Raw genomic sequence first — 17,309 nt, forward strand, 5'->3', positions numbered from 1 at the left:
GCGATGGTGCGCGATTGAGCACGCCGGCCGTACCGAGCCCCGTCCGCCGGGCACCTGGGGCTCGTCGTCGGGGGTGGGGCCAGGGTGTGCTGTCAGTCGAGTTCCCCCCTGGCCTCCAGGCGTTGCCAGAAGGCTCGCATCATTCGTTCGTCGACCTCGGGCAGGGCGATGTCGAGTTGCTCCAGGGTGTGCAGGGTCCGGGCGTTGGTGTACGTGTCGGGCGGGAGATGGGCCGTGTCGCCGAGGGTTTCCTCGAACTGCCGGAAGACGTGCAGGTAGGGCAGGAATGGCAGGGGGCGGCCGGCCTCGGCGGCTTGGCCGAGGCGGCGGAGCCACTCCGGGACGGATACCGGCTTCGATCGGCTGCCGCGCCATGCGTCGAAGACGTGCAGGAAGGCGTCCACACCCGTCTGCCGAGGGTGGTGCAGATGGTGGACGGCCGGGGCGGCGTCGGCCAGGGCCAGGGCGACCAGGGCGCGGGCCGCGATGTCGGCGGGCAGGAGGTCGGCGCGTAGGGCCGTTCCCTCCGGGTGGCAGCCGAGGGCGGCGCACGTGGTCAGGAGGCGGCAGAACATGTCGTCGGGGTTGACGGCGCCGTGCTGCGACTCCGCCCAGATCCGGCCGAGTCGGTATACCCGGCCGGACGCGCCGCGCGCGATGGCCTGTTGCACCATCAGGTCGGCCACCCACTTGCTCGCCACATAGCCGTCGGCGGCCGTGTGCCGTGCGTCCTCGATCGGGGAGTCCTCCGTGAGCAGGCGCGGCCCGGCGGCGCTGCCGAAGATCCCCAGCGTGGAGACGTGGTGGAAACGCTTGGGGATGCCCTCGGCGGCAAGCCGCAGCAGGGTCCGGGTGCCCTCCACATTCGCCGCCTTCAGGCGCTCGTACCCGGACAGGTGGTGCACGTGTGCGCCCGCGTGCACGATCGTGTCCACCTGATCCCGCAGCCCCGCCCAGCGGGCGGCGCCGATGCCGAGACCGTCGTGCGCGAGGTCGCCGGGCACGATGTGCACGCGCCCGGCGTCGGTACCCACGTCGATGCCGTACGAGTCCAGCACGGCATACAGGCGTACGCGTCCCTCCTGTTCCGCATCCGCGTGCGCGTGCGCGTCCGCGTCCGCGCGCACGAGGCAGTGCACCTGTGCGTCGGTCTGCGCGAGGAGTTCGCGCAGCAGGAAGGCGCCGACGAATCCGGTGGCTCCGGTGAGCAGTACGTGCCGCGGTGACGCGCCGAAGCCTCCCGCGTCCGGGAAGCGCAGTTCGGGTGCGAGCCGCGCCTCCGAGCGCGGCACGACGGCGGGGGCGTCGGCCGCCCGGCCCGCCGCCGCGTTCTCGACCAGCCCGGCAAGGCCGGCGGGGTTCGGCGCGGCGAGGAAGTCCCGCACTCGCACCCGCACACCGAGTTCGGCGTCTACCCGGGCGAACAGGCGCATCATCAGCAGTGAATGCCCGCCCAGTGCGGTGAAGTCGTCGTCGACACCCACCCGTTCCACACCCAGGACCTCCGCGAACAGGGCGCACAGCGTCTCCTCGCGCGCGGTCCGCGGCGCCCGATACGCGCCCGCGCCGGCGCCGAGGTCCGGGGCCGGCAGCGCGGCCCGGTCCAACTTGCCGTTGGTTGTCAGCGGGAGCCGGTCCAAGGCCACGAAGGCCGACGGGACCATGAAGCCGGGCAGCTTGCCGGACACGAACGCGCGCAGGGCATCGGTGTCGATCCCGTCCCCGGTCACGTAGGCGACCAGGTGCTTCCCGGTGGGCGCGTCCCGCGCGATGACGGCTGCCTGCCGGATGTCGGGATGCGTGCCGAGGGCGGCTTCGACCTCGCCTGCTTCGACACGGAAGCCGCGGATCTTGATCTGGCTGTCGGTGCGACCCACGTACTCCAGGTGTCCGCCCCCGCGCCGGCGGGCGAGGTCGCCGGTGCGGTACATGCGCGAGCCCGGCGGACCGTACGGGTCGGCCACGAAGCGCTCGGCGGTCGGTCCCGGACGGGCGTGATAGCCGCGGGCCAACTGCCCGGCGACGTACAACTCGCCGACGACACCCGTGGGAACGGGCCTCAGCCCGGGCCCGAGCACGTAGGCGCGCATGGCGGGCAGCGGGGTGCCGATGGGCGCGCTGCCGCCGGCCGTGCTGGTGCCATCAATGGTGCTGATGCCGAAGGTGGTCGCGTAGAAGGACTCCGTCTGACCATAGGCATTGACGACCCGCACACCGGGGAACGCCTGCCGCGCTCGCTCGACCAGCGTCGACGGCAGGGCTTCGCCCGCGAAGACGAGCGTGTCGACGGTGACGGTGTGGGTGATCCGGTCGAGGAGTTCGGCGAAGGCGGAGGGCACGGTACTGATCACCCCGCCGTGCCATTCGTCGCGTTCGGCCAGTTCGAGAACGTCCCGGGCGAGGTCGAGGGTGCCGCCGTGGCAGAGAGTGGTGAAGATCTCGAAGACGGAGACGTCGAAGTTGACCGAGGTCGCCGCCAGGACCCGCGGGCCCGGGCGGATCCCGGTGCGGTCGGCGAGATGACGGATGCCGTTGACGACGGTGGCGTGGTCCAGGAGCACGCCCTTGGGAGTGCCGGTGGAGCCCGACGTGTACATCACGTACGCCAAGGAGCCCGGCTCGCAGCGGCCGGCCGGGTCGGTCGCCGGGAGGCCAGCGAAGTCGAGCCCGTCCAGGTGAAGGATCGGGACCTTCGTGTCGGGAAGCAGGTCCGTCGTCACGGTGTCGCTGAGAATCAGCGCGGGATCGGCGTCACGGAGAATGAAGTCCAGGCGGGCGCCCGGGTATTCGGGGTCGATCGGCAGATACGCGGCGCCTGCCTTGAGGACCGCCAGCAGCGCCACGATCAGGTCGGGGGTGCGGGGCAGGGACACCGCCACCACCGTCTCCGGGCCCGTCCCACGGGACAGCAGCTCCCGGGCGAGGCCGTTGGCGCGGGCGTTCAGGTCCGCGTACGACAAACGACCGCCGGCATGCATCAGCGCCGTGGCGTCCGGCGTGGCCGCCGCCTGCCGCTCGAAGAGCTCGGGCAGCGTTGTCGCCGAAACCACCGGATCCGCCGTGTCGTCGAGGCCACGCAGGAAATGGTCGCGGTCTCCCGGCGCCAGGACGTCGACCCGGGCCACCGGCTCGTCGGGGGCGGTCAGCACGAGTCGCAGAACGTCAGCCAGGCGCCCGGCGACGTGCTCGACCGCACCCCGGTCGAACGCCGACGGACGGTACTGAAGCAACAGCCGCAGGTAAGGGTCCGCACCCGCCATCAGCGTCAGCGGATAGTGGGTCCCGGTGAACGGACGCAGACCCGTGAAGGCAATCCCGGCGCCCGAGTCGGCATCCCCATCCCCATCCCCATCCCTGGCCGGAGCCCCGGCCCCAGCCCCAAACCCGCCCACGCCCACGCCCACGCCCACGCCCTTGCTCTCGCCCCCACCCCCAACCTCATCGACCGGATACGACTGAAACACCACCAGCGTGTCGAAGAGCTCCGCCGACCCGATAGCCCGCTGGATGTCCGCCAACCCGTGGTGATGATGGTCGAGCAGCGCGGCCTGCCGCTCCTGAAGCCTGGTCAGCACCTGCGCGAACGACCAGCCCGGGAGGCAACGCACGCGTACCGGCAGAGTGTTGATGAACAGGCCGACCATCGACTCGATGCCGACGACCGCGGGCGGGCGTCCGGAGACCGTGGCCCCGAAGACCACGTCGTCCCGGCCGGTGAGCCCGGCCAGCAGCACCGCCCACGCACCCTGGACCAGCGTGTTCACGGTCACGCCCAGCTCGGCGGCGCGCCGGGACAGGGCCCGGGCCTCCTCCGCGGACAGCGCCACGTCGACCTGCCCGATGCCGCTCCCGTCGGCGGAGCCCCGGCCGGGCGCAAGCAGCGTGGGCCCGTCGAGCCCCTCCAACTCGCCCGCCCACACGGCGGCCGACGCGGCCGCGTCCCGGCGGGAGAGCCAGTGCACGAACTCCCGGTAACCCTGCGCCCGGGGCAGCGACGACGCGTCGCCGGACGTGTCGTAAAGCCGAAGCAGCTCCCGCATCAGGATCGGGAACGACCAGCCGTCGAACAGGATGTGATGGGCTGTCAGAACCAGTTCGAAGCGCTCTTCGGCCATCCGTACGAGCGTCATCCGCAGCAGCGGCGGCACGGCCGGGTCGAAGGCCGCGGCGTGGTCGTCCGCCAGGAACCGGGCGAGCTCCGCCTGCCGCTCCCGCGCTGGCAAGGTGCTCAGGTCGAGTTCCCGCCACGGCAACACGACCCGTCCCGGCACGAGTTGCACCGGCCGGCCGTCGACCGCGTCGACGAACGCGGCCCGCAGGTTCGGATACCGCTCCAGCAGGGCCTGGCCCGCCGCACGCATCCTGGCCGCGTCCACACGGCCCACCACGTGGAAGGCCAGTTGCATCCGGTACGCGTCGAACGTGCCGTCGCCGAGGAAGGAGTGGAACAGCAGCCCGGACTGGAGGGGCGTCAGCGGCCAGGCGTCGGCCAGGTCGGGGAAGCGCTCCTCCCACACCTCGATCTGGCGCTGGTGCACCGGCAGCAGTGGCAGATCGGAGGGCGTGAGCCCGCCCGCGCCGACGCCCGACGCGTGTGTGGCGAGCGCTTCGAGTGCCTGGCGCCACAGGTCCGCCAACTCCCCGACCGCCGAGCGCGGCAACACACCCGCGGGAGCGCCGAGCGTGGCGTCCAACCGGGTGCCGTCGCCGGTGTCGACGGCCACCACGGTGATCTCCAGCGTGGCCGCCACGGGCATGTCCGGGTCGAGGTCGGCGGTCAGACCCACCAGTTCGGGTGCCGGGGTGAAGCCCAGGTGCCGCAGGTCGTCGGGCATGTCGGCGGCCGAGAAACGGCCCAGGTAGTTGAAGCTGATCTGCCCCGCGGGGTACCGGGCGAGGCCGGCCGCGGTGTCGGGGTTGAGGTAGCGGAGCAGGCCGTAGCCCAGACCCTTGTCGGGCACGGCGAGCAGTCGCTCCTTGACGGCCTTCACGAGCGCCCCGGCGGCCGGCCCGCCTGCGAACGCCTCGTCGAGGTCCACTCCCGCGGTGTCCAGCCGCACCGGGAAGAGCGTGGTGAACCAGCCCACGGTGCGCGACAGTTCGGCCCCCGGTACCGCGTCCTGCTCGCGACCGTGCCCCTCCGACCTGATCAGTGTGGACGGCTCGTCGACGCCGCGGGCGCGCCGCCAACGGGCCACGGCCAGGGCCAGCGCGGCCAGCAGACCGTCGTTGACGCCGCCGTGGAACGCGGCCGGGAGGGTGGTCAGGAGCGTGTCGGTCACCGTCGTCGGAAGCCGCAGCGACACGCGCTCCACCGTGGACGCGACATCCAGCACGGGATCCGGCGCACGTGTGCCGAGCAGCGGGTCGGGTCCCGCCAATACGCCCTGCCAGTAGGCGAGTTCCACCGTGCGCTCGGGTCGTCGCGCGTCGTCCGCCAAGGCGTGCGCCCAGCGCCGCACGGACGTGCCGACCGGGGCCGGCTCCGGCACCCGGCCCGCGCGCGCCTGCTGCCAGGCGGCCGCGAGGTCGGGAAGCAGGATGCGCCACGAGACCCCGTCCACCACCAGATGGTGCAGCACGACGAGCAGCCGCCCGGGGTCGCCGGACGTCGACTCGACCCACACGAACTGCGCCATCACCCCCGCGCCCGGATCCAGCCGCCCGGCCGCCGCGTTGAGCTCCGCCGCGGCGAACTCCCGCCACGCCTGGTTCTCCCATGGGCCCGCCCACTGCACGCGGCGAACCAGGCCCGGCACGTCGACCGAGCCGGGCGCGGCGATCCACAACCGCACACAATCGTCGTTCACCAGCCGCGACCGCAGTATGTCGTGCCGGTCGAACACGGCGCGCAGCGTCGCCGCCAGTCCGTCCGCGTCCACGCCCCGCGGCAGCCGCAGCGCGACGGACATCGCGAACCGGTCGAAGCCCGCGCCCAGGTCGCGGATGGACGCGGCGATCGGCAGCAGCGGCATGCTGCCCGTCCCGCCGCCCGGGAGTTCGTCGAGCACCACACCGCGGCCTGGTTCCGCGGCCGCGGCCGCGCGTGCGAGTTCGGCGACCGTCCGGCACTCGAAGACCTGGCGCGGCGTGATCTCCACGCCCGCGGCCCGCGCCCGGGACACCACCTGGATGGACCGGATGCTGTCGCCGCCCGCGGCGAAGAAGTCGTCGTCGAGACCGACCCGTTCCAGGCCGAGCACCTGCGCGTACACGTCGGCGACGATGCGTTCGAGCTCCGAGGCCGGCGCCCGGTAGACGCCGCCGGTGAACTCCGGGTCGGGCAGCGCCGACCGGTCCGGTTTCCCGTTCGGGGCGAGCGGGAGCCGGTCCAGGACCAGGAAGTGCGACGGCACCATGTACTCCGGCAACTGCCGTGCCACATACGCCCGCAGTTCCCGCACCGAGACCCGGGCCGTCAGGTCGATGTCCATGTCGCCCACGCTCTCGACGCGGTCGGCGTTGTGCCGCGCACCGCTCGGGACGACGTAGGCGACCAGGTGCACCGTGCCGGCGTACTCGTGTGCCGCGACGACCGCCCGGGTGAGGGCGGGGTGCCCGGCGAGCACGGACTCGATCTCGCCGGGCTCGACGCGCAGGCCGCGCACCTTGAGTTGGGCGTCGGCGCGGCCCGCGTATTCCAGGTGTCCGTCTCGGTTGTGGCGGGCCAGATCGCCGGTGCGGTACATGCGTGCGCCGGGCGGGCCGTACGGGTCGGCGACGAAGCGTTCGGCGGTCGCTCCCGGGCGGGCGTGATAGCCGCGCGCGATCGGTCCGGCGACGTACAGCTCACCGACCGCGCCGACGGGCACGGGTGTCAGCCCCGGGCCGAGAACGTAGGTGCGCATGTTCGGCAGGGGGGTGCCGATGGGTGTGCCGCCGCTCCGGGGCCCGGCGTCGTCGACCGTGAACGTGGTGGCGTAGAAGGACTCCGTCTGACCGTAGGCGTTGATCACGCGGGCGCCCGGAAACGTCTCCCGTACCCGGTCCACCAGCGTCGACGGCAGCGCCTCGCCGGCGAACACCAGCGTCTCGACGGCGGTCGTGTCCGCGATGTCGTCGAGGAGTTCGGCGAACACGGACGGGACGGCACACACGACGCCGCCGAGCGGGGCGCCGCGCTCGCCGATGGCCAGGACGTCGCGGACGACGTCGAGCGTGCCGCCGTGGCACAGGGTGGCGAAAATCTCGAAGACGGACACGTCGAAGTTGATCGACGTCGCGGCCAGGACGCGGGTGCCCGCGCGGATGCCGGACCGTACGGCGAGTTGGCGCAGGCCGTTGACCAGCGAGTGGTGGGTGAGGGCGACGCCCTTGGGGGCGCCGGTGGAGCCGGAGGTGTACATCACGTATGCCAGGGATCCGGGACCCGGCCGGTCCCCGACGGCCACGTCGTGCTCCGGCCGCGCCGCGTGGTCGAGCCGGTCCATCCGCACGACCGGGGCCGTGGTCGTCGCCGGGAGCACGTCCGCCGTCGTCGCGTCGGCGAGGACCAGTTCGGGGTCCGCCTCGCGCAGGATGAGGCCGAGGCGCTCGCTCGGGTACGCGGGGTCGATCGGCAGGTAGGCGGCGCCCGCCTTGAGGACGGCGAGCAGGGCCGCGATCAGGTCGGGGGTGCGCGGCAGGGAGACGGCGACCAGGCTCTCCGGGCGTACGCCACGGGACAGCAGCACCCGGGCGAGGCGGTCGGCGCGGGCGTTCAGGTCCGCGTACGACAACCGTTCGCCGTCGCACACCAGCGCCGTCGCGTCCGGTGTGGCCGCCGCCTGCCGTTCGAACAGGCCCGCCACGGACGGCTCGGGAACGGCGGCGGTGGTCGCCGCCCCGCTCAACCGGCCCAGCAGCAGCTCCCGTTCGGACGGCTCCAGCACGTCCACCGCCGCGACCGGCGCCCCGGGGTCCGCGACGACCTGCCGCAACACCCGCGCGAACCGGTCCGCGAGGCGCGCCGCGGTGTCCCGGTCGAACAGGTCGGTGGCGTATTCGAGCAGGCCCCGCACCTCCCGGCCTTCGGCGCCGTCGACCGCCGCGAGGTTGACGAACAGGTCGAATTTGGCGGTGCCGGTGCCCGTCGGCACAGGGGTGGCGCGCAGGCCCGGCAGGTCGAGGTCCACCCGGTCGATGTTCTGCCAGGCGAGCATCACCTGGAAGAGCGCGTGGTGTGCCGTCGACCGCTCCGGGTTGAGCAGTTCCACCAGGCGCTCGAAGGGCGCGTCCTGGTGGTCGTACGCGGCCAGCGCCTTGTCCCGGACCCGGTCGAGCAGTTCCGCGAACGTGGGGCGGCCCGACAGGTCCGCGCGCAGCACCCACGTGTTGACGAAGAATCCGATCAGGCCGTCGAGCGCGGCGTCGGTGCGGCCCGCGATCGGCGAGCCGATGGGGATGTCGTCCCCGGCCCCCATCTGGTGCAGCAGCACCGCGAGCGCCGCCTGCAACATCATCGCGACCGTCGCCCCGTGCTCGCGTGCCAGCGCCTCGACGGCCGCCAGGAGCTTGGCGTCGAGCGTGATCTCGACCTGGTCGCCGCAGTGGCTCGCCACCGCCGGGCGCGGCCGGTCGACCGGCAGGCGCAGCGGCTGCGGGATGCTTGCCAGCTCCGCCCTCCAGTACGCCAACTGGCCTGCCAGGACGCTGGTCGGGTCGTCCGCGTCGCCGAGCAGGTCGTGCTGCCACAGCGCGTAGTCGGCGTACTGGACCGGGAGCGGTGCGAACCGGGGCTCGCGGCCCGCGCGCCGGGCGACGTAGGCCGCGGAGAACTCGCCCAGCAGCGGCGCCATCGACTGGCCGTCACCGGCGATGTGATGCAGCACCAGGCACAGGATGTGATCCGTGGCGTCGCGGCGCAGCAGGACGGCCCGCAGCGGAATCTCCGCGCCCAGGTCGAAGGGCCGCCGGGCCGGCTCGTCCGCGGCATCCTGGGCCCCAGGCCCGCTCACCGCCACGACCGGCACGTGCAGTCGGGCCGCGTCGACGGGCAGCACCACCTGGTACGGCGTGCCGTCGCCGTCCTGCGCGAACACCGTGCGCAGGCTCTCGTGCCGGGCCACCACGTCCCGCAGCGCCGCGGTCAGCGCGGCCACGTCCAGGTCGCCGGTCAGTCGCAGTGTCAGCGGAATGTTGTACGTCGCCGACGGCCCCTCGAACCGGTCGATGAACCACAATCGGCGCTGCGCGTACGACAACGGCACCTTGCCGGTGCGGGTCGGCCGGTCCCCCAGTGGCGCCCGGACGTCCGGGCCCGTGCCCAGTTCCCGCACCAGTTCGGCGACCGTGGGGGCGTCGAACACCGTGCGGATCGGCAGTTCCACGCCCAGGTGCGCGCGGATCCGCGCGGTCAGCCGGGTGGCGAGCAGCGAATGCCCGCCCAGGGTGAAGAAGTTGTCGTCGACACCGACCCGTTCCACGTCCAGGACCTGCGCGAAGAGGTCCGCCAGGGCCTTCTCCCGCAATGTGCTCGGCGCCCGGTGGGTTCCGCCGTCGACCGTCGGGGCGGGCAGGGCCTCGTGGTCGAGCTTGCCGTTGGGGGTGAGCGGCAGCCGATCGAGGACGACGAACGCCGACGGCACCATGAACTCGGGCAGTCGGGCCGCGACGTACGCGCGCACAGCCGTGGCGTCGACGGGGTCGGCCGGGGTGTCGGCCGGGATCACGTACGCGAGCAGACGGGTGCCGCCGGCGCCGGAGTCTCGGGCGACCACGACCGCCTGTCGCACGTCCGGATGCGCGGTGAGGGCGGCCTCGACCTCGCCGGGTTCGATCCGGAACCCGCGCACCTTGACCTGGGTGTCGGTGCGGCCCGCGTACTCCAGGTGTCCGTCCTCGCGCCGCCGGGCCAGGTCGCCGGTGCGGTACATCCGGGAGCCGGGCGGACCGTGGGGGTCGGCGACGAAGCGTTCGGCGGTCTGGGCCGCCCGGCCGAGATAGCCACGGGCCAACTCCCCGGCGACGTACAGCTCCCCCACGACGCCCACCGGCGCCGGGGCGAGGCCGGAGCCCAGTACGTACGCGCGCAGGTTGGGCAGCGGGGTGCCGATCGCAATGCCGCTCGGGCTCACGCCCTCTCCGGTGTCGTCGGCCGTGCGGGTGGTGGCGTAGAAGGACTCCGTCTGGCCGTACGCGTTGACGATCCGGACATCGGGGAAGGCCGCGCGGGCGCGCCGCACGAGCGCGGCGGGCAGTGCCTCGCCCGCGAAGACCAGGGTCTCCACGGATGTCTTGTCGCGGATCCGGTCGAGGAGTTCGGCGAAGGCGGAGGGCACGGTGCTGATCACCCCGCCGTGCCATTCGTCGCGTTCGGCCAGTTCCAGGATGTCCCGGGCGAGGTCGAGGGTGCCGCCGTGGCAGAGGGTGGTGAAGATCTCGAAGACGGAGACGTCGAAGTTGACCGAGGTTGCCGCCAGGACGCGAGCGCCCGGGCGGATACCGGTGCGGTCGGCGAGATGGCGGATGCCGTTGACTACGGTGGCATGGTCCAGGAGCACGCCCTTGGGGGTACCGGTGGACCCCGACGTGTACATCACGTAGGCCAGCGAGCGTGGCCTCGGACGCCGCCTCTCGACGGGGCCGCTCCTCGGATGCCCCACGAGGTCGACGGTGTCCAGGAGCAGGACGGGCGCGTCGGTGGCGGGCAACACGTCCGCCGTCGCCGTGTCGGTGAGGACCAGGGCGGGCGCGGCGTCGCGCAGGATCAGGTCCAGGCGGTCGCCGGGGTATGCGGGGTCGATCGGAAGGTAGGCGGCGCCCGCCTTGAGCACGGCCAGCAGGCCGACGATCAGGTCGGTGGTGCGGGGCAGGGACACGGCCACCACACGCTCCGGGCCCGCCCCCCGGGAGATCAGTTCCCCGGCCAGGCGGTCGGCCCGGGCTGCGATGCGGGCGTACGTCGCCGAAGTACCGTCGTGGAGCACCGCCGTCGCGTCCGGAGTCCGCGCCGCCTGCCGTTCGAACATGTCCGCCACCGTCGCCTCCGGCACCGGGGCGGGCGGTGCGGCGGCGGTCGATGTGCCCAGCAGCAGGGCGCGTTCGTGCGCTGCCAGGATGTCGACCGAGCCGACCGGGGCCTGCGGGTCGGCCGCGATCCGGCGCAGTACGCGCAGGAGGCGGTCCGCGAGCGTGTGCGCGGCGGACGGTTCGAACAGGGCCCGCTGGTAGTGGAGGGAGAGCCGCGGGTGCGGGTTGGCCTCCGCCATGACGGTCAGCGGGTAGTGGGTGCCCGTAACGGGACGGATACCGGTGATCTCGATGCCCGCGGCGGTGTGTGCCTCCGCGATGCCCGCACGGTGCACGGGGTACGACTCGAAGACCACCAGGGTGTCGAAGAGGGTCGACAGTCCGAGCGTGCGGTGCAGGTCCGCCAGGCTCTGGTGGTGGTGGTCGAGCAGCGCGGCCTGCCGCCCCTGGAGGGTGGTCAGGACCTGCGCGAGAGGCGTGCCGGGGGTGCAGTGGACCCGTACGGGAACGGTGTTGATGAACAGGCCGAGCATCCTCTCGCAGCCCCGCACCTGCGGCGGGCGGCCCGATACGGTCGCGCCGAACACCACGTCCTGACGGCCTGTCAACTGTCCGAGCAGGACCGCCCACGCTCCCTGCACGACGGTATTGACGGTGATGCCGAGTTCGACGGCCCGCCGGGACAACTCCCGGGCCTCGTCCGGGGACAGGTCGACCTCGACCCGCCCGATGCCCGTGTGCTCGGCCGCGCGCCGGTCGCCGGGGCCGGACACGGCATCCGGTAGGAGCAGGGTGGGCTCGCGCACACCGTCCAGCTCCGCCGTCCAGGCGCGGGCGGTCGCGTCCTTGTCCTGCCGGTCGAGCCAGCGCAGGAAGTCCCGGAACGGGCGCGGACGCGGTAGCGCCGACGGGTCGCCCGCGCAGGCGTACAGGCGGAGCAGTTCGCCCAGCAGGAGCGGCAACGACCAGCCGTCGAACAGCACGTGAGCGGCGGTCAGGACCAGGTCCGACCCCAGCTCGCCGGTGCGGATCAACGACATCCGCAGCAGCGGTGGTGTGCCGGGTGGGAAGGGCGCGGCCTGGTCGTCGGCGAGGAAGCCGGCCACGGCCTCGTCCCGCCCCCGGTCCGGCAGCCCCCTGAAGTCGAGCTCCCGCCAAGGCAGTTCGACGCCTTCCGGGCTGATGACCTGGACCTGGTTGCCCGCGGTGTCGGTCGTGAACGCCGCGCGCAGGTTCGGGTGTCGATCCAACAGGGCCTGCCCGGCCGCGCGCATCCGGTCCGCGTCGACATGCCCGGACACATGGCACGTGAGCTGCATCCGGTACGGGTCCCGGGCGCCCTCGAACTCCGTGTGGAACAGCAGGCCCGACTGCAGGGCCGTCAGCGGCCAGACGTCCACCAGACCGGGGTAGCTGCGCTCCCACCCGTCGATGTCCGCCTGCGTGGCCGCCACCAGGGGCAGATCCGTCGGGGTGAGCCCGCCCGCGTCCGGGTCTTCCGCGTGCCGGGCCAGTGCTTCGAGCGCGGTCCGCCACAGTCCGGCGAGTTCGCCCACTTCGGCGCGGTCGAGCACCCCGGGCGGGTACGCGAAGTCCGTCTCCAGGCAGGCACCGGCACCGGTGTCGAGGACCGCCGCGTTGATCTCCAGGGTGGACATGGCGGGGATGTCCATGGTGCGCGGCGCGGTCGGGGCGCCGACCATGGTGAAGCCCAGGCCCCGCAGGTCCTCGGGCATGTCCGCGGCCGCGAAGTGGCCCAGGTAGTTGAAGCCGATCTGCCCTTCGGAGTACCGGCCGAGTTCGGCCCCGGCCTCCGGGTTCAGGTGGCGGAGCAGGCCGTAGCCGAGGCCCTTGTCGGGCAGGGCGCGCAGCCGTTCCTTGACGTCCTTGACGAGCGCGCCCGCGGCCGGGCCGCCCGCGAAGGCCTCGTCCGGGTCGTGGCCCGCGACGTCGAGGCGGATCGGGAACACGGTGGTGAACCAGCCCACCGCACGCGAGAGGTCGGCGCCCGGCAGCACGCTCTCCTCGCGCCCGTGCCCCTCCAGTTTGATGAGCGTCGCGGACGCGTGCACACCGCGGCCCTGGCGCCAACGGGCGACCGCCAGGGCCAGGGCCGCGAGCAGCCCGTCGCTCACGCCGGCGCGGTATGCGGCCGGGAGTGTGGTGAGCAGCGACGCGGTCGCCTCGGCGGACAGGCCGATCCGCAGGTGTTCGAGCGTGGAGCGGGTGTCCACCTCGGGGTCGAGGTCCCGCGCGCCCAACAGCGGATCGGGACCGTCGAGAATCGCCCGCCACAGGGGCAGTTCGGCCGACCGCTCGGCGGTGTGCGCCTCGCGGGCGAGGGCACGCGCCCACCGGCCCGGCGTGGTGCCCGCCCCGGGCAGCCGGGGCGTGCCGCCGTCGCGCACCTGCGCCCAGGCGGCGGCCAGGTCCGGCAGCAGGACCCGCCAGGACACGCCGTCGACCACCAGGTGGTGCAGCACGATGAGCAGCCGCCCCCGCGCCCGGGGGGCCTCGGCCCGCTTCGTGGGCGAGGGGTCGAACCACACGAATCGCGCCATCACCCCGCCGCGCGGGTCGAGACAATCGGCCGCCGACTCCAGTTCGTCCCCGAGCAGTTCCTCCCAGGCGGCCCGGTCGCCGGGGTCCTCCCACGGCGTGCGGCGCAGCACGGTGGTCACGTCGAGCAGGGCCGGATCCTCGACCAGGAGAACCGGCTGGTGCCCGCCGGCGCCGGGCCGGGCCGCGTCGGTGGGGGCAGCGGTGGCCGGGGCTTCGGTGAGCCGGGAGCGCAGCATGGGGTGGTGCGCTACCACGGCGGCGAGCGTCGCGTGCAGCCCCGCCTCGTCGATGCCCTCGGGCAGTTCCACGGCCACTGCCATCGCGAACCGCTCGTACCCGCCGCCCGCGTCGAGCAGATGCCGCGCGATCGGCGGCAGCGGTACGACCGAGTCGTCGCCGGCGTACTCGTCGATCCCGTCGTCGTCGACGCCGTCGGCCGCGGTCACCGCGGTCGCGGCCTCGGCGAGCGCCGCCGGCGTCCGGCATTCGAAGATCAGCTTCGGGGTGATGTCGACGTCCTTGGCCCGGGCCCGCGCGACCACCTGGAGCGAGCGGATGCTGTCGCCACCGGTCGCGAAGAAGTCGTCGTCGAGCCCCACCCGTTCCAGGCCCAGGACCTCGGCGAACACCGCGGCGAGCACTTTCTCGTGGGCGGTGCGCGGCGCCCGGTACGCGCCGCCGAACACTTCCGGCTCGGGCAGTGCCGCGCGATCGACCTTGCCGTTCGGGCCGAGCGGAAGCCGGTCCAGGACCACGAACGAGGACGGCACCATGAAGTCCGGCAGCCGTCGGGCCGCGGCGGCCCGCAGTTCCCGGGCGTCGATCCCGGCCAGCAGGTCGACGGAGTCCGCCCGCACGACCCGGTCGACGGGCACCACGTACGCGACGAGTTGCCGGCCCCCGGCCGTGTCCCGGGCGACGACCACCGCCCGGGCGACCGCGGGGTGTGCGGTGAGGGCGGCCTCCACCTCGCCGGGTTCGATGCGGAAGCCGCGCACCTTCACCTGGTCGTCGGCACGGCCCGCGTAGTGCAGTTGCCCGTCGGGTGTCCGGCGGGCGAGGTCGCCGGTGCGGTACATCCGCGTGCCGGCCGGTCCGAACGGGTCGGCGACGAAGCGCTCGGCGGTCGCTTGGGGGCGGCGGTGGTAGCCGCGCGCGATGTGTCCGGCGACGTACAGCTCGCCCACCGCGCCGACCGGGACGGGCGCGAGCCCGGCGCCCAGGACGTAGGCGCGCATGTTGCCGAGCGCAGCGCCCAGCGGCGTGCTGCCGGTGTCCGGCCCGCCGTCGGCGGCGAGGGTGGCGCCGTCGAGGGTGAACACGGTGGCGTAGAACGACTCCGTCTGGCCGTAGGCGTTGACGATCCGGACACCGGGGAAGGCCGCACGGGCGCGCCGCACCAGCGCGGTGGGCAGGACCTCGCCCGCGAACACCAGTGTGCGCACGGAGGTCGTGTCGGCGATCTCGTCGAGGAGTTCGGCGAAGACGGAGGGCACGGTGCTGATCACATCGCCGTGCCGGCCGCCGTCCTCGGCGAGCGCGAGTACGTCCCGGACGACGTCGACGGTGCCGCCCGCGGCGAGCGTGGTGAGGATCTCGAAGACGGACACGTCGAAGTTGATCGACGTACCCGCCGTCATGCGGGTGTGCTCGTCGACGCCGACGGCGGCGGCGAGTCGCGTGATGCCGTTGACGACGGTGGCGTGGGTGACGACGACGCCCTTCGGGGTCCCCGTCGACCCCGAGGTGTACATGACGTACGCGGCGTGGTCCGGGCGCGGCGCCGCGCGGGCCGGCGTCGGCGCGCCGTCGGAGCCGTCGGAGCCGTCGGGCACGTCGTCGAGGAACAGCCGGGGGATGCCGGAGTCCGGCAGGACGGCCGCGGCCCGCGCGTCCGTCAGGAGCAGTCGCGGCCGGGCGTCGGCGAGCACGAAGTCCAGCCGCGCGCTCGGGTGGCGCGGGTCCAGCGGCAGGTAGGCGCCGCCCGCCTTGAGGATGCCGAGCAGGCCCACGACCAGTTCGGCCGAGCGTGGCAGGGCGAGCCCGACCAGGGTCTCCGGGCCGACGCCTCGCCGCACCAGCTCCCGTGCGAGCCGGTCGGCGGCGTCGTCGAGTTCCCGGTAGGTGTACGAGGTGTCGCCGCCGACGACGGCGACGGATCGCGGGCATCGCGCGGCCCGCCGCTCGAAGAGGACGGGCAGGGTCGCGTCCGGGACGGGCGCGGCCGTGTCGTTGAAGCGCCGCAGGACCAGTTCCCGCTCGTCCTCGTCCAGCAGGTCGACCGAGCCGATCCGCCGATCGGGGTCGGCGCACAACCGCGCCACCAGGCGGGTGTAGCGGTCGGCCAGGGTCCGGGCCGTCCGCGCGTCGAACAGGTCGGTGGCGTACTCCAGGTGGCCGACGACGCCCCGTCCGGGCAGGTCGATGACGTTGAAGAACAGGTCGAACTTCGCGGTCGTGGTCGGCGGCCACACGTGCCGCACGTCGAGCCCCGGCAGCGCGAAGTCCGGGAGGGTGAAGTTCTGCCACGCGAACATGACCTGGAACAGCGGTGCGTAGGCCGTGGACCGCTCGGGGTTGAGGGCCTCCACCAGGCGCTCGAACGGCACGTCCTGGTGGTCGTAGGCCGCGAGGGCCTTGTCCTGTACCCGCTCGATGAACCCGGTGAACGTGGGATTGCCCGACAGGTCGGCGCGCAGCACCCAGGTGTTGACGAAGAAGCCGACGAGGTCGGCCAGTTGCTCGTCGGTGCGGCCCGCGATCGGCGAGCCGATGGTGAGGTCGTCGCCGCCGCCGAGTCCGTGCAGGAGCACGGCGAGGGCTGCCTGGAGCACCATCGCCACCGTCGCCCCGCGGGTGTTCGCCAGGTGCTCGACGGCGGCCATCACCTGCGCGTCGAGGGTGAACTCCACGTCCGCGCCGCGGTGGCCGGCCCGCGGCGGGCGCGGCCGGTCGGTGGGCAGCGCGAGCGGCTGCGGGACGCCCGCCAGGGCCGTGCGCCAGTACTCGACCTGGGCGCGCTGGAGGCTGTCCGGGTCGTCCTCGGCACCGAGCAGGTCGTACTGCCACAGCGTGTAGTCCGAGTACTGGATGGGGAGTTCCGCCCAGTCGGGGGCCCGGCCGGCCAGGCGTGCGGTGTAGGCGGCGGCCAGGTCGCGGGCCAGCGGCACCAGGGACACGCCGTCGCACGCGATGTGGTGGAAGAGCAGCAGGAGAACGTGCTCCCGGGGGCCGCAGCGAAACAGGGTCCCGCGGATCGGGACCTGCGCGGTCAGGTCGAACGGGCGCGCACCGGCCCGCGTCAGCGCGTCGGGGAGCCCCTCCTCCGGCACGTCCACCACCGGCAGCGCGACGAAGGCGTCGTCGGCCGGCAGCACTCGCTGGAACGGCACACCCGTGTCGTCCTCGCCGATCAACGTGCGCAGGCTCTCGTGCCGCGCCACCACGTCAGCGAGGGCCCGCCGCAGCGCCGCCGCGTCGAGCGTGCCCGAAAGGCGCAGCGGGAAGGCGGCGTTGTAGGTCGCCGACGGGCCCTCGAACCGGTCGATGAACCACATGCGGCGCTGCGCGAACGACAGCGGCACGGTGCCGCTCCGCGGCGCGTCCGGGGTGGGTTCCCGTTCCGGCCACGGGTCTGCCTGCGCGGCGGAATCGCCAAACGAACGCAATGCGACCATCCCCCAGGTGAAGCGTGCCGTGCTGTGCCCGACGGCGTCGGCACGGGGGATGCGCGGCTGTGTCGGACCCGCTCCCGCCCGCCCCCCGAGAGCGGTGAACGGCCGCTCCCGGGGACCAGT

1 protein-coding gene is annotated in these 17,309 nt (G+C 73.5%); it reads right to left on the minus strand.

The genetic code is table 11. The features are described 5' to 3' along the window. Nucleotides 1–92: 92 nt before the first annotated feature. Nucleotides 93–17,096: an amino acid adenylation domain-containing protein gene (locus tag ACWCPW_RS27465; protein ID WP_449764266.1), complete on the minus strand. Its 17,004-nt coding sequence runs from the start codon at nt 17,094–17,096 to the stop codon at nt 93–95. Nucleotides 17,097–17,309 lie beyond the last annotated feature (213 nt).

This window comes from Embleya sp. NPDC001921 (assembly GCF_053594475.1).